At 63.3% G+C, this 18,851-nt stretch carries 20 protein-coding genes and 1 pseudogene; 2 read left to right on the forward strand and 19 right to left on the reverse strand.

Annotated features, from left to right (window positions below):
• Nucleotide 1: 1 nt before the first annotated feature.
• Nucleotides 2–232 carry a winged helix-turn-helix domain-containing protein gene (locus IE107_RS17710; protein WP_189544761.1) on the reverse strand — a complete coding sequence of 77 codons (231 nt, stop codon included), beginning with the start codon at nucleotides 230–232 and terminating at the stop codon, nucleotides 2–4.
• 146 nt (nucleotides 233–378) lie between these two features.
• Between IE107_RS17710 and IE107_RS17715 the strand changes: the two genes are divergently transcribed.
• The gene (locus IE107_RS17715; protein WP_189544762.1) at nucleotides 379–684 is read left to right on the forward strand and encodes a hypothetical protein; all 306 of its coding nucleotides are present in this window, start codon (nucleotides 379–381) and stop codon (nucleotides 682–684) included.
• Nucleotides 685–800: 116 nt separating this feature from the next.
• Nucleotides 801–1,388 carry a hypothetical protein gene (locus IE107_RS17720; RefSeq protein WP_189544763.1) on the forward strand — a complete coding sequence of 196 codons (588 nt, stop codon included), beginning with the start codon at nucleotides 801–803 and terminating at the stop codon, nucleotides 1,386–1,388.
• 893 nt (nucleotides 1,389–2,281) lie between these two features.
• Here the strand turns inward: IE107_RS17720 and IE107_RS17725 are convergent.
• The 18 genes and pseudogenes from IE107_RS17725 to IE107_RS17810 all read right to left on the reverse strand — a co-directional run bounded on the left by IE107_RS17725 (nucleotide 2,282) and on the right by IE107_RS17810 (nucleotide 18,805).
• A complete protein-coding gene (locus IE107_RS17725) occupies nucleotides 2,282–2,827 on the reverse strand; it encodes a hypothetical protein (protein WP_189544764.1) in 546 nt (181 codons plus the stop codon).
• A complete protein-coding gene (locus IE107_RS17730) occupies nucleotides 2,820–3,971 on the reverse strand; it encodes a hypothetical protein (RefSeq protein WP_189544765.1) in 1,152 nt (383 codons plus the stop codon). Before IE107_RS17730 ends, IE107_RS17725 begins: the two co-directional genes overlap by 8 nt.
• Before the next feature lie 241 nt (nucleotides 3,972–4,212).
• Nucleotides 4,213–4,503 carry a winged helix-turn-helix transcriptional regulator gene (locus IE107_RS17735; protein ID WP_189544766.1) on the reverse strand — a complete coding sequence of 97 codons (291 nt, stop codon included), beginning with the start codon at nucleotides 4,501–4,503 and terminating at the stop codon, nucleotides 4,213–4,215.
• A 351-nt stretch (nucleotides 4,504–4,854) separates the two neighbouring features.
• Nucleotides 4,855–5,235, reverse strand: coding sequence for a hypothetical protein (locus IE107_RS17740; RefSeq protein WP_189544767.1), 381 nt, complete (start codon nucleotides 5,233–5,235; stop codon nucleotides 4,855–4,857).
• A gap of 1,540 nt (nucleotides 5,236–6,775) precedes the next feature.
• Nucleotides 6,776–7,348: a recombinase family protein gene (locus IE107_RS17745; RefSeq protein WP_189544768.1), complete on the reverse strand. Its 573-nt coding sequence runs from the start codon at nucleotides 7,346–7,348 to the stop codon at nucleotides 6,776–6,778.
• Between the two features lie 501 nt (nucleotides 7,349–7,849).
• Entirely contained in the window at nucleotides 7,850–9,562 is a 1,713-nt protein-coding gene (locus IE107_RS17750; protein ID WP_189544769.1) for a recombinase family protein, read from the reverse strand.
• 40 nt (nucleotides 9,563–9,602) lie between these two features.
• Nucleotides 9,603–9,716 (reverse strand): annotated as a pseudogene (locus IE107_RS17755) (hypothetical protein); the annotation flags it as partial.
• A gap of 44 nt (nucleotides 9,717–9,760) precedes the next feature.
• Nucleotides 9,761–10,744 carry a homocysteine S-methyltransferase gene (gene mmuM / locus IE107_RS17760; protein ID WP_268246603.1) on the reverse strand — a complete coding sequence of 328 codons (984 nt, stop codon included), beginning with the start codon at nucleotides 10,742–10,744 and terminating at the stop codon, nucleotides 9,761–9,763.
• A 156-nt stretch (nucleotides 10,745–10,900) separates the two neighbouring features.
• Nucleotides 10,901–11,824, reverse strand: coding sequence for an LLM class F420-dependent oxidoreductase (locus IE107_RS17765; RefSeq protein WP_189544771.1), 924 nt, complete (start codon nucleotides 11,822–11,824; stop codon nucleotides 10,901–10,903).
• A gap of 58 nt (nucleotides 11,825–11,882) precedes the next feature.
• The gene (locus IE107_RS17770; RefSeq protein ID WP_189544772.1) at nucleotides 11,883–12,458 is read right to left on the reverse strand and encodes a DUF6099 family protein; all 576 of its coding nucleotides are present in this window, start codon (nucleotides 12,456–12,458) and stop codon (nucleotides 11,883–11,885) included.
• 123 nt (nucleotides 12,459–12,581) lie between these two features.
• Entirely contained in the window at nucleotides 12,582–12,950 is a 369-nt protein-coding gene (locus tag IE107_RS17775; protein ID WP_189544773.1) for a nucleotide pyrophosphohydrolase, read from the reverse strand.
• Entirely contained in the window at nucleotides 12,947–14,194 is a 1,248-nt protein-coding gene (locus IE107_RS17780; RefSeq protein ID WP_189544774.1) for an AAA family ATPase, read from the reverse strand. The genes IE107_RS17775 and IE107_RS17780 overlap by 4 nt, the downstream gene beginning before the upstream one ends.
• 108 nt (nucleotides 14,195–14,302) lie before the next feature.
• The gene (locus IE107_RS17785) at nucleotides 14,303–14,701 is read right to left on the reverse strand and encodes a cell division protein SepF (protein WP_189544775.1); all 399 of its coding nucleotides are present in this window, start codon (nucleotides 14,699–14,701) and stop codon (nucleotides 14,303–14,305) included.
• 104 nt (nucleotides 14,702–14,805) lie between these two features.
• Complete coding sequence (locus IE107_RS17790; RefSeq protein ID WP_229867038.1) at nucleotides 14,806–16,080, reverse strand: cytochrome P450; 1,275 nt, start codon at nucleotides 16,078–16,080, stop codon at nucleotides 14,806–14,808.
• Nucleotides 16,077–16,691, reverse strand: coding sequence for a GTP-binding protein (locus IE107_RS17795; protein WP_189544776.1), 615 nt, complete (start codon nucleotides 16,689–16,691; stop codon nucleotides 16,077–16,079). The genes IE107_RS17790 and IE107_RS17795 overlap by 4 nt, the downstream gene beginning before the upstream one ends.
• Entirely contained in the window at nucleotides 16,669–17,022 is a 354-nt protein-coding gene (locus tag IE107_RS17800) for a DUF742 domain-containing protein (RefSeq protein ID WP_189544777.1), read from the reverse strand. The genes IE107_RS17795 and IE107_RS17800 overlap by 23 nt, the downstream gene beginning before the upstream one ends.
• Entirely contained in the window at nucleotides 17,019–17,444 is a 426-nt protein-coding gene (locus tag IE107_RS17805) for a roadblock/LC7 domain-containing protein (RefSeq protein WP_189544778.1), read from the reverse strand. Before IE107_RS17805 ends, IE107_RS17800 begins: the two co-directional genes overlap by 4 nt.
• Nucleotides 17,441–18,805 (reverse strand): ATP-binding protein, encoded by a 1,365-nt coding sequence (locus tag IE107_RS17810; protein WP_229867039.1) that lies wholly within the window; start codon nucleotides 18,803–18,805, stop codon nucleotides 17,441–17,443. The genes IE107_RS17805 and IE107_RS17810 overlap by 4 nt, the downstream gene beginning before the upstream one ends.
• Nucleotides 18,806–18,851: the final 46 nt, after the last annotated feature.

An 18,851-nucleotide genomic window follows, 5' to 3' on the forward strand; every position in this document is an offset into this window, starting at 1 on the left:
ATTACGTGGGCTCAGAGACGAAGTAGCCACGGCCACTGACCACGTAGACAACTCCCTCAGCGCGGAGCCTGGCCAGCGCGCGGGATGCCGTCGACTGGGACACGTCGAACTCTGCTGCGAGCGCCACGGTGCCAGGCACACGCTCACCAGGTGCGTACGTACCCGCGCTGATACGTCGCCGGATCTCCTCTGCCACCTGTGGCCAGTGAGGCTCTGCCCTGTTGATCTCCACCTATTCAGAGTGCGAGAGATTCACCCAGTGCGCTATCGAGGTAGTCAGGTACCTAGGTAGTCTAGTGAGCTCAAAACAAAGCGGCCCTACCCCACTGGACTGGCCAGAACAGCGAGGTAGGGCCTACCGACTGGATTGGAGTCGGCATGGCAGAGCGTAGCGTCGTACGGCTGTTGCCCTGGAGTGGACCAGAGGGCAAGCCAGCGCACCTGATCACCAATGGGACGGCATCAATGCTGTCTCTGCTGGCAGACAAGATTGAGAACCAGCAGATCGAAACGGCAACCGTCATCGTTGAGTTGGCGCGGCCCATGGTCGGAGAGGAAGCCAAGCTGACGGCAGATGTACTGCGCTGGATCGCCGGACGCCTCATCGAGAGCCTGACAGACCTACTGAACATCGCTGAGAGCCGTGCGCAGAGGATTCCCGACTACGAGGAAGGTGGGGAGTAGCCACCCCACCCTGAGAGCCCCTGGACGCTGTACCGGTCTGGGGGTTCTCTCATGTCCAAGCGCTGAGGTTCCTCAAATGCCGGTCCAACGGGCTTGCTGCTGGGCATCCTTGGCCCATGTCGCTTCCAGTCATCGCGATCGTCATTGCGTCCGCCAGTGCGGTGTTCACCGGGTCCAACATGGTCATCTCTGCGTTGACCTACCGTCGCGTAAGGCCACGAGTCGAAGTCGACTCCAGATGGGGACTGCTAGGAGACCTTGAACGTCCCAGGAAGGGTAAGAACACTTTCGGTTTCCGTCTGCACGTCAAGAATGTTAGCCCCACAGCCGCCAAGGTGGAGAGCGTTCACGTCGTGGGCTGGATGCCGCTGCGTTATCCACTCAAGAAGATGTTTCGCAAACCTTGGCCAAAGAGGCGCGTTCCGGTCCGCCAAGAGATCAAAGTTCCGCGTGTTGGAGCCGCACGCTCCCTCAAGGCACCGAACATGGAACTTCCAGCCTTTGGCGGATTGAGTTGGGAGATCCCGTATGACTTCGAAACCATCTCGCCTGCCCCTGGCTGGGGCTCCGTGACGGTTGTAGTGCGGCTGACTAGCGGTGAAGAGGTGCACGGAAAGCGGATCTCTCGCAGCGCACTGGACGATCAGATCAAGAGGATCAACGGCTACTACCCGGAACTCGGGCTGTCATCTCCATCTGTGTGACAGGGCACCCTTTGTCCGCTAAGCGGAATCACTCCGTCTCGTTTGTCAGTGCCTCATGGGACAGTCGTAGCTCAAGTAACCGACGTCCCATGAGGAGGAAGCATCAACCAGCCAGCACGTAAGAGAGCCGACAAGCTGAAAGCAGGGGATCACCTGAAACTCTGGAATGGCAAGAATGCTGAAGTGCTCTCGATTGAACCAGCGATTAACCAGACAGGAAGAAGGGCGTTGATCCTCACCCTGTACAAGTCACCCAAAATGGCTGTCAAGACAGGGAGGTTCATGGACATGTACTATCCAGCCCCGAAGTAACCCCATGCCGACCACACTTCCAAGGATGCCCCTAGAACCAGCCCATACGCCCCTGAGAGCGCCTAGCGGCTGCTTCTGGTACCCAGCGCCAGACGGACCCTCACAGGCCCTCAGAGGCCCCGTAGAGCCTTGGGGTAGAATCCAGACCCCTGGACAGTATGGAGATAGGGAATAGATAGAGAAATAGGGAATATCTAGAGAAAAGATATATTCCCCCTTCGGGGAATTAATATCTAATCAGAATCCCTTCCCTATATATCTCTCTTTTTAAAGAACAAGTGTAACCCTGTTTCTATCACGCCTCCAGGCAACTGGTCAACAGTAGCAACTCGAAGCCCATTTTCGCATTATTTGAGAAAACGGAAAATGCTGAGCCGGCTGAAATAGCCCTGAGAGTAGTAACTCTATCCATTGAATACACCCATGGAAACCAGGAGTCTCAGCCAATTCTCTAATTAAATTCCATAATCCGTATCTGCCGTTTCGATTCATCGAAAAATGGATACCCAGTTTTGATGGGTAATGGAATTAAGAGGGGTAATGCGGAATCTCGCACTACCCCTCTTACGCATTTCTACTGTTTAGCCCTGAGTCTCCCTCTCACTAATCATTCCCTGACAGACCCGAATAACTCTTTCTTTGTCGGTATCGGGAAGTGCAACCTGAATCAGAGCTTCAATAATGTGAGATTGAATAGCCACAACATCTATCCAGGTTGGGCATACCTCTTCCAGCAACAATTGAGAGCCCAGAGAATCACCGTGCAACAGAGCGATCAGGATTCCGTCTGTCGCTGCGCCTTGCTCCTCTGTCAGATCCCAGCCGTCTTTGAACGGCCATGGGAGGTTAGGAACGTTGAGGGATGGAGTCTCCAGCCCCTCAGTCATCTCTCTAAAGGTCTTACGGGGGTCTGAGAGATTCTTGATGCGCTCAATAAGGCTCTGTGTAACTCCCTGAGAGCCTTCCTGCTGCTCCGTGGTCTCCTTGCCCGCAGGAGCGGCTACGAGGCTCTTAGAGGCGCTTCTACAGTCCTCACAGACCTTGCGTAATCCATCTCTGGTTCTGCCGTCCTTACGGAAGCCATCCAGAGTCTTGGACTCCTGACACTGCTTACAGATCTTAGCCATTACTGCTCTCCTCCTGTTCGGCAAGGAATGCCTTGTTATCCGCCATAGCGGCTAGTTGCTTGCCTTGCTTCATTCTGTTCTGAATACGCGCCTTACGCTGACCAGTGGCGTACATGGTGTTCCCTCGAAGGGTACGGATGAAGTCTGGTGATAGTGCCAAGACCTCTTCATCAGAAAGCGCGTCTAGATCAAAGGTACGTGTACCACGCTGCGCGGGAATACTGTGCATAACTGCGGAGATAGCAGAGGAATCAGAGAAACTAGATGGGGTAATCCCGTCGCTGCGCTCCGGGCCAGAGGGACACCCCTCTGTTTCTCTTGGAATCTCTTGGTCTTGGTAACTCGCAGCTTCGCTGCTCGGTTCATTATTAGAGTCAGTATTCTCTTTAGTGTTGTATTCAGTATTGATAGGTACCGATACGGGTTCCTCTTGTACCGATAGAAATTCCTGCTGTACCGATACAGGTTCCATCTGTACCGATGCAGGTTCCGGAGCATCATTGAAGCTGTATCGATTGGAGACCCTTGGACGGCTCTCGTAGCTGATATATCCAGCCTTGGTGACTTCATCAAGGCCGAGAGTGAAGGTGGAGTGACTTACTCCAGCAGCCTTGGCTAATGCTCTGGTCCCCCAGAAGCTTCCCGTATTGGTAGTGCATCGAATCACTACGTACGTAGCTAACTCATTGTGACTGAAACGGCCGTCTTTCAGAATCGTCTCAGGGACCATGGTGAAGTTTCCGTTCTCTACTACGTACTTCACTCGGTACGGCTGCTTGTTCTCTGGCATCTTCCAGGATCGGCCAGCATTCATCTTCCATGAGTTCTTGGTTTGCTCCTTGATGCGCTCTAAGTGGCTCTCTGCGGCATCGCTCGTAGGGAAGAGGTAGATACGCACTCCATCTCTGGTCTTCTCCTGGTGGAGCCATCCAGCCTCTTCTAAGCCCTTCACGAGTCTCTGTGCTGGCTTTCTGGTTAGCTTCAACAGTGCTTCCAGCTCTGGCCACTCGTATTCCTTGTAATCGAGCGGACCTAAGTCCATGGCAAGGATGATCCAGCGTACGAATACGGTTGGCTTCAGCTCTCCCAGGATCAAAGCGTTTGGGGCTAGCGTCTGTGGAACTAAGTTTCTGGTATCAGACATTTTCTGATATCCTTTCGTTTAGAAGTTGCGAATACCTCTACAGGTACCCTTTCTTTTATTACGGCATACGGTTCGCCAATCATTTCTAACTCCCTCCCTTAATTATCCTCGCTGGGATAATGTCTCTCTGGTTTGAGACCCCAACAGGTTCCCTCGTTATCTGTTGGGGTTTTCTCATGCCCTCAGCCGGCGTGGTACTAATGGAAATAGAAAAAGCCCACTAGAAAAGCGCTGGTTCTTGCTAGTCGGAAAGCTCATTCAAAAGCTCTTCCCAGTACACATCATTCTCAGGATTGAACGGGGCTGTGAAAGTGAACTGAGTTCCGGCATGGCGTCTCTCGGTGATGATGTAACCAGCCTCCCTCAACTCCTCCAAATATTTCTCGATGGAGGATCTAGACTTACCGATCCTCTCGGCCAACTCTGCCTGGAACAGAACCAGGGGCTCTAACGGCTTCATGGACTTCTCATAGCGGAGCGCTATATACGTAAGGCGTGCTCCTAGGGTTAGGTCGTGGCGGTACAGAATCATTCTCTTTCTCCTGCTCTGCTATTCTTTATTTATAACGTTTATGGCCACATGCGTTCCTTACTAAAAAGCTCCCCTCTATGACGACGTGCTACATAGAGAGGAGCTTTTTTAGTAGGTCCGTAGGTGAAGTGTGCTCAGTTGATTGAAGCGGACTCCCCTTTGTTCTTCCAGCCTCCATGAGACAGCCCTATCTATCAGTCCAGCGGCTCTCAAGGCCGTCAGGGAGTCCTCGTAGCTACTCCCTGGGAACTCCTTCACGAACCACGCTTCTAGCTCGTTAGATAGGCTCTGGCGGTCTTCCAGCACGGTCAATAGCGCGAGAGCTTCAAAGCTCAGCTCTTCCACGGTGCATCACATCAAGTGAAGGTGTGTGGTGCGCGCTCCCATAAAGCCTTGGGTACTTGAAGTCAGCTCGTACACGATGCCCTCACGCTTCAGAACTTCCAGGTTCTCTCTGAAGTTGGCTCCTGGGAAAGCCTCTTGAAACTCTCCCTGTACCTGAGTGGTTACGGCGGGAATATTCTGCGCTTCGTAGGTCTTGATAATGGCGACTAATCCGGGGCCGGTAAATTTCGTTAGCTCCTGTAGTCGCTGCTCCTCTGTCATGCGTGCAACTAGCTGCGCCTTTCCCTCAGCTAGCGCTCTACGCTCTGCCTGTACCTGTGGGTCCATGGACTCTGCCCACCAGCTACGCTCATTGGCTCCAAAGCTGAATGCCTTTGTGTCTGTCATTGTTCCTTCTCCTCTGTTGATTACTGGACTCGGTATGAGTAGGGCTTAACGGTGCGGTCAACATCTAGGTAACCTTCACGCTCGGCCTCTTCAATGGCTCTCTGAACTGCCTTGCTGCCGCTATTCGTACTCACAACCTGGCTTAGGTCTTGCTGGCTTATCTGGATTCCGTCGACCGAGATACCCAGGAACCAGACCAGAAGCTTTGAGTATGCGGACAATCTCTCATTGAACAAGAGCTTATAGACTTCCTCCGGATACCATCCATCCTTATCAGCTAATGGCATTTTGCTTGACCTTCTTTCGTTCGGTGATGATGTAAGCTAGAAGTAGTAGAATTTGCAGGGTTACGGATAGCAGTAACAGGCTCATCAGAATCCCGCCCCTGCTAGCTCAGCCTCGTATACCGCTAGGCGACTCTGCACGACCTTGTAAGGCTCTTCCAGTGCTTCTCTGAGGGATTGGGTGATGGATGCTTGGTCGGCTCTCGTAAGGGCGTACAGAACCTTGGCACCTAGGCTGAGATCTGCTCTCTTGAAAAATTCCATGACTAGGACTCCTAATAAATAGGGAATGTTTGTTTCTCACACATCTATTATCTCACATTCCGTCCCATTAACGGAATCCTAGAAACACTAAAGGCACTCAGCCGGCTAATTCCAGTTGAGTGCCTTTTGGTTTTTGCGGGGAGTCTTCTTACAGGAATGCTCCGATAGCCTCAGCCAAGCTTGCACCCTCGCTCTTGCCGTAGGAGATATTCCCATCGGAGAACAAGCTTTGCCCAATGCCACGCCCTGTCTGATAGCCATGCGTGAAGTTGTCTACGTTGGTTTCTACGTCGGGGCCGGTAGCTGTCTCGGCTACTGAGTCAATGGCTCCCGCGTCTGGGATGTATGCGCCTGGTGGTGTGCTCATAGTTCACTCTCCATCATCGAAGGTAAGGGGATTTAGTTGCGCAGGAGTCTTCTCCTGGTCTGGTGTGGTCACCCCTACTGCGGGCATCCCGTTACGTGAGCCGTGTACGCCCCCTAGGAAGCTCTGAGAACGGCTCTCAGACGCTGGGGGTGTCGCAGGCTTCCCAAAGCCGTTAGAGGGCGTCTGTGAGGCTTCCCCAAACTGTGTGGATAGATTCATATCTCTTGCCTTTCTGGTTTCGGTATTTGCACTCCTCCGTCAATTAATTATCCCAGAAACGAAAAGAGGGTTCCCGCCGATTATCGGCGGGAACCCTCTAGCGATTATTTAATTAATTGCTACCGCTTATCGTTACGGCAGACACACTTTTTGGGGCTCAACTGGCGAACCGTTCCAAAATTACTTTCCAGGAGACAGTACGTACCCGTATTCTCAGGATTCTTATGGGCTACGCCTCGCTCGTAAAACGGTATGAGCTCCGGCTTAGGCCAATACTTCTTCCTGAACCACCGGTACGGCAGCACTACCGCACACAGCAGCAGCCCAAAGACGGGGCCGAGAGCAATACCTATGAACACCCATCCCGCGATGGCACTGACAACGGTTCCAATGATTCCCATGCTGGTTACTTCCCCTTGGCTTCCGACTTGATCCGGAAGACGGTTGCCCGACCAATCCCGTACTTAGCTGCCACCTTCATCACACTCATGCCGTCCGAGAGGTCAGCCAGCACCGCAGCACGGTCAATCTCCCTGGGACGTCCCCAGCTCTTCCCGCTCGCTTCCCTGGAAGCACGGGCAGACGCCCGGCGCTCCCTCTGGAAGATCAGTTCCATCTCAGAGAACGTACCGAGCATCAAGAGCGCCATGTCCGTTGCCGGACCACCCACGCGAGTGTCAATGGTCATCGCTCCGCCGATCACCAGGTGAACCCCCTTCTCCCTCAACTCAGCAATGAGAGCCAGCACCTTGTGCATGGTCCGGCCGAGTCGGTCAAGGGAAGCAACGTACAGAACGTCACCAGAGCGGAGCTGCGCCAGCACAGAGGCCAGTCCCTCACGCTCAAAGTCCGTGCCAGTCCGCTTGTCGGCATAGGTGCGCTCTACGGGCACTCCCTGGGACTCCAGCCAGTCAAGCTGACGCTTCAGATCCTGTGCCGTCGTGCTGACTCGGGCGTAGCCGTATTCGTAGGTGGTCACTGTGCCTCTCCCCTGTCTCAATCTGTCCCAACGAGACTTAGGATACCAGTCTCATAAGTCAGTTTGGGACAGTCTCAGAGATGAGGCCCGGCAACTCCCCTTCAAACCCAGCTAAAACCGGACATAGAGCACACGTTTTCCGGGGGTCGTGAGACCGGTCTCATAACTAAGAATATGAGACCCCCTCAAACCAGGGTTCTCCCTCGCTCCTGCCGACGAGAGGACTGCGCACAGAGAAAGCTCTGACGCTCCGTCAGATGTTTAACGCAGCACATACACCAGGGTGCAGCATCTGACACGCAGTCAGGTGACTGTACAAATGCTGATACAGACCACCCCACCCTTAGAAGTTGGCAAATGATCTTTGCCCGACCTAGTCATTCGCGAGTGAGGCCAGCCAACGACCGGAGCAGTATCCGGAAGACGGCCCCTGGAGACACAGAAGAGCCCCTGTGGCGCCCCTCCCAACTCGGGAAGGTATCCAGGGGCTCTGTCGTGCTCTCAGACGCTCTCAGGGGCACTCAAGAGCTTCTGGTGTAGCTGGTCAATGATCTCCGGAACCACAGACGTATCCGTGACTCTGCTCGGGAAGTCCCTGAGCCTTGGATTAGTCCAGTGCGCTGGAACATTCCAGCCGTGCAACGACCAACCCTCAACAGAGTCAGCCTGGAGTCCAGCCGCTAGGGCAAGTTCCTGGAGATCCCCCAGGAATACGACTGCGCCATGTCCCAGGTTGAGAATTGCGCTCTTCCAGACGTAGACCCGTACGTCCTGGCTAGTCAGGAAGTCCCTACGCTCTTCAGTGCGCATCCCTCCCCACTTCTGAGCCCACGTCAGACCAGTCTCTACGTACCGAGTTACCGCAGGGCGTACCGGTTTGGCTTTGAGTTCCTTGGTCTTCCTGGTGAGATTCCCGTGCATACGCCAGTAGGACTCTTCTTTCTCGGGGTCGTCATACCGGCCGTTCTCATAGTCCCTCTCCAGCCTGAACAGACGTGAGGTGACCTGATCCAGCTCTGCTGTGTGGTCCTCCCCCGGCTCGGTCACCTTCACCACTTCAGGCAACTCTCCGAGTCGGTCCGAGAGGACTCCCTCAAAGATCTCATTGAGCAAGTCCTCTGGAATCCTCGCCGGAGCGGCACAGGGCATTCCCTTGGAACGTGCCGTACAGGAGTAGTGCCGGTAGACCTTGACTTCCCCCGTGGCAAGAGTCTTCTTCAGCCGGTGACAGAAGATCCGTGATCCGCAGTTGCCGCAACGGGCAACACCAGTCAGCAGAGAGGCTTGGTTGGTGCGCCGGATGTTGGACTGCCCACGGGACACAACTGCTGCGACGGTGGCTTGCCACTCCGCATGGGTGAGGATCGGGTACTCAGTAGCCATGACCAGGTTGCCTTGGTCATCCTCGTACGGCTCACCCTGGTACGCGAGGAATCCGGCACAGGCAGGATTCTTGAGGATGCGCTGAACTACCTGGGGACTCCAGTTAGTGCCTTTCGGCACAGTCAGAGCGCTCCCGTTCCTGCGCTTTGAGTCCTTCCCCCTCAGTACCCGTAGATAGTCACGCCACGTCAGTACACCCTTGGCGTTCAACTCTCGGGCAATCTGATTGGTGGAGACTCCAGAACGTACCCGCTCTGAGATCTCCTTCAAGAGCTTGGCGTATTTGGTTTCCGGCACCAGGACGTAATGCCTCCCGTCCGGTGAGTCTGTGTAGACGTATCCGAACGGTGTGATGCCTCCCGCGTACAGGCCGTTCCGGCGTAGGTAGTCCCTCGCGTCAGAGACGCGCTGCCGAATCTTCCTCAGCTCTGCTGCTGCCTGTGTTGCCTTGGCATACGCGATGAGTCGACCGGTCTCGGTGGAGATATCGAATGAGGGATCGTCCAGGACAACGAGAGTCTTCCCCCAGTCCAGAACGTTCTTGACGAACGCCATGAAATGGAGATCGTCACGGCTCAAACGGTCCTGTGTGGTGACTGCCAGGACGTCCCACTTCTCCCGCCCTTCCTCGGTGAGCCAGGGACCCATAGAGGGGCGCTCAGGGAGGTCTACAGAGCCGGACACGGACCGGTCCTCAACTACCCCCGCTGTCTCGTGTCCGAGCCCCTGAGCCCAGGTCTGGAGGTGCTCCAACTGCCTTGGAATGGACGTTGATTCGTCGGTGTCCACGCTGATCCGTGCGGCGAGTAGCGCCCTCTGTGTCTCTGCCATGGGACAGAGCGTATGGCAGTTTCAACCTACGTATCTACGGAGTGCCGTGGGAGGTGGAGAACGTCTGCGCCTTCTCGGGATGCTTGTGCAGCAGAAAGCCGAGGTCGGTCGCCGGACGTTCGGGGTTGCCGGTCGTACTGATTGTCAGGAACACACGTCCGAGTATGGTCCGGTCCACTCTCCCCCCACCAGGTATTTTCACGTGTCCACGGACTCGTCGGCCGCCGTCGGGCCGAGCAGCCGGGCCAGCTCCGCCACGGTGTCCGGGCCGACCCGGCAGCAGCCGCCGATCAGCCGGGCCCCAGCCTCCGCCCAGGCCCTTGCCCTGCCCGGGTCGAAGGTGGGGGCGCCGGCCCATCCCCGGCCCCCCGCGTCCCACCGCTCGCCGCTGTTCGGATACACGACGACCGGCTTCCCGGTCACCTCCGCGGCCACCCGCACCGCCCCGTCCACATCGGCCGGATCGCAGCAGTTCACCCCCACGGCCACCACCTCGCCGTGGCCCGGGACCAGCCCGAAGGCCGTCTCCAGCGGCTGGCCCGCCCTGGTCCGCCCGCCCGCCACGCTGTACGAGAGCCAGACGGGCAGCCCGCACCCCTCGACTGCCCGCAGCAGTGCCTCCGCCTCGTCGGCGTCCGGCACCGTCTCCAGCGCCAGCACATCGGGCCCGGCGGCGGCCAGCGCCTCGATCCGCGGCCGGTGGAAGCGCTCCAGCTCCCGGACGGAGAGCCCGTAGCGGCCCCGGTACTCACTGCCGTCCGCCAGCATCGCCCCGTACGGGCCGACCGAAGCGGCGACCCATACCTCCCGCTGCACCGCACCGGCGGCCCGTCGCGCCAGCCGGACGCTGCGGGCGAACAGCTCCGCCGCCTCCGCCCGGCCGATCCCCCGCCGCGCGAAACCCTCGAAGGTCGCCTGGTAGCCGGCCGTGATGAGCACCTGCGCACCCGCCCGCACATAGGCGGTGTGGGCCGCCTCGATCTGTCCGGGTCCGTCGGTCAGCAAGCGGGCCGACCACAGGGCGTCGGACAGATCGCAGCCCTGCGCCTCCAACTGGTTGGACAGACCTCCGTCCAGCACGACCGGACCCGCCGCGAGAGCACTGCCGAGCGTACGGGCGGGTTTTCCCCAGGCAGTCGCGTGGAGGAACGACGGATCGTCGGACGGTCGGGCGGGGTGCACAACTGACTCTGACTCCCTTCGTCTCTCCGGTCCTTCTGTCCTCGGCCCTGGGTCCTGGTCTTGGTCCTGGTCCTGGTCCTGGTCCTGGAGCATCGGCCCTCTGCTCCTCTGCCCTCTGTCCTGTGTCTTCTGTCTTCTGTCTTCTGTCTTCTGTCCTCAGCCGAGCTGGGACCGGATCTGGGAGGAGATCAGCTCCAGGTGGTCCAGATCTGCCAGGTCCAGGACCTGGAGATAGATCCGGGACGAGCCGATCTCGCCGTACCGGCCGATCTTGTCGACCACCTCGGCGGGCGAGCCCGCCAGCCCGTTCGCCTTCAGCTCCGCCACCTCACGCCCGATGACGGAGGCACGGCGCGCCACCTCCGCGTCGTTCTTGCCGACGCAGACCACCAGGGCATTGGAGTACACCAGATCGTCCGGCGCCCGGCCGGCTGCCTCGGCGGCCTCCCGGACCCGGCCGAACTGCTTCTCGCTGTCCTCCAGCGACGCGAAGGGGATGTTGAACTCGTTGGCGTAGCGCGCGGCCAGCCGCGGGGTGCGCGTCGCGCCGTGGCCGCCGATCAGCACCGGCACCTTGGCCTGCGCCGGCTTGGGCAGCGCGGGCGAATCGGTGAGCTGGTAGTAGGTGCCGTCGAAGCTGAACGTCTCGCCGATCTCCGTCGCCCACAGCCCGGTGATGATCTCCAGCTGCTCCTCCAGCCTGCCGAACTTCTCCTGGGGAAACGGGATGCCGTAGGCCTTGTGCTCCTCCTCGAACCAGCCGGCGCCGAGACCGAGCTCGACGCGCCCACCGGACATCTGGTCGACCTGCGCGACCTGGATGGCCAGCACACCGGGGAGCCGGAAGGTCCCCGCGGTCATCAGGGTGCCGAGCCGGATCCGCCTGGTCTCACGCGCCAGCCCGGCCAGCGTGATCCACGCGTCGGTCGGGCCGGGCAGCCCGTCCCCCGGCCCCATACGGAGGTAGTGGTCGGAGCGGTAGAAGGCGTCGAAGCCGAGGTCCTCGGTCGCCTTGGCGACGGTGAGCAGGGTGTCATAGCTCGCCCCTTGCTGGGGCTCGGTGAAGATTCGAAGATCCATGCATTCATCCTGCACCTCCGAACGCCGGTCGCCCGTCGCCTCCGGCCTCCTCGCGCGGTCACTCCCGGAGCCCCGCGCGACCGCGGCCGGCCGCGGTCGCACCCGCCGGTCCGCCGATCGCACCGTACGGGCCGTGCGCGTCGTACGGATCACCCCGCTCCCGGCCGCGCTCCAGATCCTGCTGCCGCTCCCTGTCCTGCTCGTCGAGGCGACGGAGCATTCCGTGCACCCGGTCCATCGACTCGTCGGCTGCGTCGATCGCCTCCATGCACTGCCAGTAGAGCCCCTGCTCATCGGTCTCGCAGGCCACTGCGACCAGCGCCATCCCCACTTCCCCGAGCAGTGTGCCCAGTCCCGTCAGCGTCGCCCGGGGCTCGGCGAGCCCGGAGAGCTGCATGGCCCGCGCCACGCCGGCCCGCGCCGCCGGGTGGTCCAGCGCACCGCCGCTCCGCCCGCCGATCTCGCTCAGCCCGCGCGCCTCGCCCCGTAACTCCTTGGGCCCCTCGGCCGCCAGGCGGCTGCCGATCGCCTGGGCCAGTGCCTGTGCCTGCCAGGCCTCCGCGATGATGTCCGGCGTCCCCCTGCTCTGGGCCAGAGCGCGCCGACTGACTCCCACAAGCCGTTCCGCTTCCATGCGTTCCCCCGTCCGTACGAAAAGCCGCTCACCTCATTCATTACCCACAGTGAGGTCACTGGTACCGAAAAGCCAGGGGAATTCGGAAATCTGTGGACACTATCTCGATAGTGGATAAGTTGATCACTCCGAAGAGTGACGATTGCTTGATCCCGAGGGGTCCTGTCGTCCCGGCACCGGGAATCGGGACTCGTTCCGGTCGATCTTCTCCGACAGTGCCGTGAGCGGGTCGATCCCGAGCACCTCGCAGAACTGCAGCAGATACGCGAGGACATCCGCGACCTCGTCCGCGACCCGGTGCGCCGTCTCGGGCCGCTCCATCACCCGCGCCGACTCCTCCGGCGTCAGCCATTGGAAGATCTCCACCAGTTCGGACGCCTCGACGCTCAGCGCCGCCGCCAGGTTCTTCGGGGTGTGGTACTGCTCCCAGTCCCGTGCGGCCGCGAACGCGGCGAGCCGTCGCTGCAAGGCACGTACATCAAGTTCTGTCACGGCCCCAGGTCTACCACCGTCACCCCGGGGGTCGCCCTTCCCCTTGCGGCGCCCGGCTCCGCGACCGTCCCGACCAGTCTGAGACGCCCGGCCGCCCCGACCGAGACGGCCAGGGACAGCAGTTCGCGCAACTGCCTGCCGTCCAGGTCACGGTCGAGTCCGTCGGCCAGCACGGTGAGGGTCTGCATGGCCGACGGCACCTCCCCCGCGGCGTCCACCGCCAGCGTCCCGGGGCCGGTGAGCAGCGCGAGGGCGAGCGCGAGATACCTCAGCTCGCCGTCCCCGAGCCGCCCGACCGGAGTCGACCGGCCCCCGCCCCGCCCGACCGTGGCCCGCAGTGATCCGTCCGTGAGCCGCTCGGCGCCCAGCGCGGTCACCGGCCCCGCGCATCCGGCGTGCGCCGCGGCGACCAGCCGGGCATGGCGCTGGGCGCATTGCTTGCGCGAGCGCTCCAGCACCGCCGCGAGGTTGTCGCAGCCGCGCCGCAGCCTGCCGTCCCCCGGCGGCACGGGGGCACGCATCCGCTGCGGCTGCGGTTCGCACGCGAAGACCGACCACAGGGCCACGACCATCTGTTCGGCGGCGGCCAGCACCCGTAACTGCCCCTCGGTCCGGCCCGCGACCCGCAGCGGCAGCAGTGCCGTACCGAGACGGTCGTCCGGAAGCGGCGCACGCGTCACCGGGACCGCGCCGGCGGTGTGCCAGGCCGCCTGGACCGTGGGGCGCCCCGGATCGCGCAACGCGGTGCTGAGCAGGATCTCGCCGCCACCGGTGAGCCGTTCGCCGACGATACGGAGAGTGGGCTCCGCCTGGACGGCGACATCGAGCCGCACCGGCCCGGCCGGACCGTCCGCCGTGCAGCCGATCCGGAAGCCGCGGCGGCCCTGCGCATCGGCCGCGGCCCCCTCCGGCACGCAGCCCGCCGGGTCCGGGAACACCTCGTCCAGCGGGTCCCCGGCGGCCAGCCTCGCCAGCGCCTCGTACGCCCGCAACGCGCTGGACTTGCCGCTGCCACCGGGCCCCGTGAGGAGCGTGACCGGACCGAGGGGGAACGTGGCACCCCGGTGCGAGGCGAAGGCGGACAGCCGCAGTTCGGTGACGACGGGTCCGGCAGGACGCTCCGGCCCCTCGGTGACCCGCGCGGCTTCCGGACGGGCCGGCGTGCGGGCGACGGGCACGCCATCGCTCGCCCCGGGGGGAGCGGTGGGCAGTGACGGGGCGGCTTCCGGGCGGAGTGCGGTCATGGGCGGACGGTATGCGGGCCGTCGACCGGCGAATCGTTCCGCCTGAACGACTTTCCTACGATCGGAGTACGTGAACGGCTCGCCCCGCCCCGGCAGCCCTCCCGTGGACTACGAACCGGGAAGGCCCGCCGGGGTGACTCCCTCGACCTCCATGCCGACCGGGGACAACAGGAAGACATTCCGGTCGACCCGGTGCATTCCGCTGCCGAGGCCGAAGACCACCCCGCTGGTGAAGTCCAGGATGCGCTTGGCGACATCCGTCTCGGCGCTGGTCAGGTCGAGCAGCACCGGGATCTGGCCGACCAGGTACTCGGCCACCTCCCGTGCGTCCGCGAAGACCTGGACCCGCAGCACGACGAGTCGCCGCTGCTCGGACGCCGGGCTCTCGTCGGGGACCGTGCGGTGATCCACCCTGGACGGCCACTCGTTGCGGCTGCGCAGCGGCACGACCTGGGCAAGCCCCTCCCACTGCTCGTCCGTGACGTCGTACCTGTCGTACCTGCTCACCGGACCACCCCGTCTGTGCTTCGGTTGGCGTTGCGCCGGCTGCGCTCGCTGTTCATCGGGCAATTCTCTCGCCACTCACCCGTTCGGCGTACCACCGACACGGTTCATGGCCCGATCGACACCGCCGGAGCCCCGTCCGCGGCTTCCCCGGCGGCCCTGAGCCGGTGCGCTTCCGCACTCATGTCGACGGGGGTGAACCGTACCGGAAGCCGGACAAGCGCGCGGTGGAAGGGTCCCGGACGCCACGTCAGCCCACTGACCGGTACAGCCAGTTTCGCATCGCACAGCTGGCTGGTGAGCTGCTCGATCGCGGTCATCGCGATGAGCAGCGCCGGCTGCTTCGCCGGGCACCGGTGCGGACCTGCGGACCAGGCGAGGTGGGCGCTGGCCCCGGAGCGCACCGCGAGGTCCGAAAGGCCGGGCGTGGAACGGGTGTTGGCCGCCGCGTAGGAGACCAGGAGGAGTTGTCCCGCGCGCAGCCGCACGCCGTGGAACTCCGTGTCGTGGCGCGGGTAGTGGGCGGCCAGGTTGGCCAGCGGCGGGTTCTGCCAGAGGACCTCGTTGATCGCCTCGTGCGCCGTCATCGCGCCGCCGTGCAGGGAACCGGCGTAGCGGGCGTCGGTGAGCATGTGCAGCATCGCGTTGCCGATCAGATTGGTCGTCGGATCGTGGCCCGCGCTCATGATCAGGGTGATCTGACGCACAGTCTCGTCGTTGTCGAGGTTCGCCGGGTGGCCGAGGAGGTACGAGGTGAGGTCGCGGCTCGGCTGGGCGCGGCGGTCGGCGACCAGGGCGGTGACGACCTCGACGAGGTCGGCGTACGCGGTGGCGGCGTTCTCGGTGGAGTTGAACATGCCGGCGATGCCGTCGACGACGCGTTCGCCGTCGCCCGGCGCCACGCCGAAACAAGTGACGAGGACGTGCAGCGGCAGCCGTCGGGCGTACTGGGCGATGAGATCGGCGCTTCCGGTGGCGGCGAATTCACCGATCAGGCGCCCTGCGACCCGGGTGACCTCGGCCCGCAGGGCGTGCGGTTCGATCAGGGCGAGGCTGTCGTTGATGGCGTCGCGGTAGCGGGCGTGCACGTCGCCGTCGCTGAAGAGCGCGGTGGGCCGGTAGCCGAGCATCGGCAGGACCGGCGAGTCCTCGGGGACGGTGGCCTGCCAGGCGCGCGGGTCCTTGGTGAAGGTGTGGGTGTCGCGCAGCAGATCGACGGCGGCCTGGTAGTCGGTGACCAGGAGGGCGTCGATGCCGGGGGCGAGCCGGACGGGCGCGAGCGGGCCGTGTTCGCGCAGGCGGCGGTAGTGGCTCTGCGGGTCGGCGGCGAATTCCGGGCCGTAGAGGGCGAGGGGCTGCGACGGCTGTGCGAACGGGGTCATGACGGGTCCTCGGGCCTGGGCATCCGGGTGAGCACGTGCTCGGCCAGGGCGATCAGCGCGTCGATGCTGCTGCGGCGTTCGCGGGCGTCGCACTGCACCAGCGGGGTCTCGGGTGCGAGGTCGAGGTGTTTGCGCAGGACCTCGTCGGAGTGGGCGGGGGCGTCGGGGAAGCGGTTGACCGCGACCGCGTACGGCAGCCCCTGCTCCTCGACCATGTCCATGACCGCGAAGGAGTCGGCGAGCCTGCGGGTGTCGACCAGGACGAGTGCACCGAGCGCACCGCGCGCGATGTCCTCCCAGAGCGGCAGGAAGCGTTGCTGGCCGGGGGTGCCGAACATGTAGAGCACCAGGTCGTCCAGGACGGTGAGCCGGCCGAAGTCGACGGCGACGGTGGTCGTCGTCTTGTCCGGCAGCCCGGCGGTGTCGTCGAGCCGGGTGCTGGACTGGGTCATCGCCTCTTCGGTGTGGAGCGTGGCGATCTCCGACAGCGTCCGGATCAGGGTGGTCTTGCCGACGCCGAACGGACCCGTGACGACCAGCTTCATCAGGGTCCGGGCGGCGGGCGGCAGATAGCCGACGCCGGTGCGGTCAGTGGAGGGAGCGGAGTCCAACGAGCAGCCTCTCGACGAGCGACCGGTCGATCTCCCCGGCACTGGGGATGGGCGGTCGGGTGTGCAGATGTCCGGCGGCCGCGAGGTCCGTGGCCAGGAAGACGGTGGCGCTGACCGGCAGATCCAGGTGGGCCGCGCACTCGACGACGGTGAGCGCCCCCGGTCCGAGCAGCTCGCACAGTCTGCGCTGTTCCGAGCCGGCCTCCGGGGGCAGCTCGGTGTCGGCGCGTACGAGTACGTCGAGCCGGTCGAGCGCGGGGCCGACGGGCCGGGTCCGGCCGCCGGTGACCAGATAGGCGGGTATCAGACGGCGCCCCGGGCCGGAGGTCATGGCCGGGCGGCGGTGTCCGGCCGGCGGGCGGGTGCGTTCATCGCCCGGGTCAGGGCGGCGACCTGCACCTGCATCTGGTACGCGATGTCGCCGAGCTTGGCGCCGGGTTCCGCGAACAGGGCGAGTGTGGTGTTGTTCCCGGCCGGTACGACGATGGCGAAGCCCTGGTCGGACTCGACGACCGTCTGGGCCAGGCGCGGAGCCTCGACGTCGGTGAACGCCGTGGTGAAGGCGCGTGCCGCGGCGTGCAGGGTGGCGGTCATGGCGGCGACGCGCTCGCCGGAGGCCCGGTCCAGGCCGGGCGACGCGCCCTCGACGAGGCCATCTCCGGTGGCGACCACGGCGTGCTGGACTCCGGGCAGCTCCAGCAGCGGGGTCAGCACCCATGCGAGGTCACCGGTGGTGGAAGTGGGGGCGCTCACGTCTGGTCGTCTCCTTGCTCGTCCCGGTCGTCCGGGTGGTCGTGGTCGTCCGGTACCGGTGCGGATGGCCGCCCGGCGACGCTCCTGCCGTTGAGGGTGCCCTGCTGGAGTGCCGCCCAGGAAGCCCCGGCCTGCTCCGGTGTACGGGACACCTGTTCGCGGTCCGGGGCGGCGGACGCGGGGCGGGCCGGCGCCGGACGCGGGGCGCGGCGGCGCCGGCTGGGCAGCGCGGCGGCCTCCCCGCCGGCGGGTTGCGGCAGGGGGGCGGTCTCCTGCTCGGTCGGGGCGGGGACCGCGGAAGCGGCCTGCGCCTGCACCGGCTTCGGGGCGAGCGCGGAGAGGCTGCGCTCCTCCTCCATCACGGTCAGCAGATGGGCCGGGACGCGCAGGATCGTACGCATGCCGCCGAACGGCGATGCCTCGATGTGGCAGTTGAAGCCGTACTGCAGCACCAGCCGGCCGACGACTGCGAAGCCGGTCTGCGGCGGATCGCCCAGCTCGGTCAGCAGGACCTCGGATGGGCCCGCCAGCAGGGCCCGTGCCCGGTCGAGCGCGTCGTCGTCCATGCCGATGCCCGCGTCGTCGACCACCAGGAACGCGCCCCGGCCGCCGCTCTGCTGAACGGTGACCTGGACATCGGTGTCGGGGTGCGAGTAGGCGGTGGCGTTGGCCAGCAGTTCGGCCAGGGCGATGGCGAGGGGTTCGGCGGCGCGGGCGACGAGCGCGAGCCGTTCGTCGCGCAGATGGTTGGCGACCTTGATGCGTTCGTAGCCGGCGACCCGGGACTGGGCACCGAGCACGATCTCGACCAGCGGCGAGTTCTGGCGGGCGAGGCCGGGCCAGGCGTCGCAGAGCACCGCGGTGGCCTGGGTGCGTCGCAGCGCCAGTTCGTTGCGGAAGTCGAGTTGCAGGATCCGCGGGTCGTCGTACTCGTGCTGGAGCTCGTGCAGCAGTTGCTGGGACTGGTTGAGCAGGGACTGGATCTTGGCGGAGGTGCCGCGCATCGCCGCGCGGGCGGCCGCGTCGACACGGCCGCGCTCCTCGACGACGGCCTGGCGGGCGGCCTGCACCGCCTCGGTGAGCAGCCGTGCGGAATCGCCGTCGACCTCGGCCGCCTCGCGCAGTCCGGGGACCTTGGCGGTGGGGTGGGAGAGGGCGAGCGCGGCGACGGGTATCCGGTTGCGGGCCAGCTGGCGGATCTCGTCGGTGAGGGCCGCGGTACGGGCCTCGGCGGCCTTCGACTGCCGTTCGGCCAGCTCGGCGCGGGCCAGCGCGACGTTCTCGGCGCGCGCCGAGTTCTGTGCGCGGACCGCTGCCGCCACGGCAGCGGCGACGGCGATCACCGCCACTATCCATCCCATGCCGTCACCGCGTTTCTGTCGTCGGATCGGCCTTCCGGCCGAAGCC

The organism is Streptomyces gelaticus (assembly GCF_014649535.1).
Taxonomy (GTDB): domain Bacteria; phylum Actinomycetota; class Actinomycetes; order Streptomycetales; family Streptomycetaceae; genus Streptomyces; species Streptomyces gelaticus.

What these genes read in the sequence shown, in the direction of transcription:
- IE107_RS17770 (WP_189544772.1), bottom strand. Translation starts at nt 12,458, where the DNA reads ATGGAAGCGGAACGGCTTGTGGGAGTCAGTCGGCGCGCTCTGGCCCAG.
- IE107_RS17740 (WP_189544767.1), bottom strand. Translation starts at nt 5,235, where the DNA reads ATGACAGACACAAAGGCATTCAGCTTTGGAGCCAATGAGCGTAGCTGG.
- IE107_RS17735 (WP_189544766.1), bottom strand. Translation starts at nt 4,503, where the DNA reads ATGATTCTGTACCGCCACGACCTAACCCTAGGAGCACGCCTTACGTAT.
- IE107_RS17790 (WP_229867038.1), bottom strand. Translation starts at nt 16,080, where the DNA reads ATGACCCCGTTCGCACAGCCGTCGCAGCCCCTCGCCCTCTACGGCCCG.
- IE107_RS17800 (WP_189544777.1), bottom strand. Translation starts at nt 17,022, where the DNA reads ATGACCTCCGGCCCGGGGCGCCGTCTGATACCCGCCTATCTGGTCACC.
- IE107_RS17780 (WP_189544774.1), bottom strand. Translation starts at nt 14,194, where the DNA reads ATGACCGCACTCCGCCCGGAAGCCGCCCCGTCACTGCCCACCGCTCCC.
- IE107_RS17810 (WP_229867039.1), bottom strand. Translation starts at nt 18,805, where the DNA reads ATGGGATGGATAGTGGCGGTGATCGCCGTCGCCGCTGCCGTGGCGGCA.
- IE107_RS17730 (WP_189544765.1), bottom strand. Translation starts at nt 3,971, where the DNA reads ATGTCTGATACCAGAAACTTAGTTCCACAGACGCTAGCCCCAAACGCT.
- IE107_RS17765 (WP_189544771.1), bottom strand. Translation starts at nt 11,824, where the DNA reads ATGGATCTTCGAATCTTCACCGAGCCCCAGCAAGGGGCGAGCTATGAC.
- IE107_RS17750 (WP_189544769.1), bottom strand. Translation starts at nt 9,562, where the DNA reads ATGGCAGAGACACAGAGGGCGCTACTCGCCGCACGGATCAGCGTGGAC.
- IE107_RS17715 (WP_189544762.1), top strand. Translation starts at nt 379, where the DNA reads ATGGCAGAGCGTAGCGTCGTACGGCTGTTGCCCTGGAGTGGACCAGAG.
- IE107_RS17720 (WP_189544763.1), top strand. Translation starts at nt 801, where the DNA reads ATGTCGCTTCCAGTCATCGCGATCGTCATTGCGTCCGCCAGTGCGGTG.
- IE107_RS17725 (WP_189544764.1), bottom strand. Translation starts at nt 2,827, where the DNA reads ATGGCTAAGATCTGTAAGCAGTGTCAGGAGTCCAAGACTCTGGATGGC.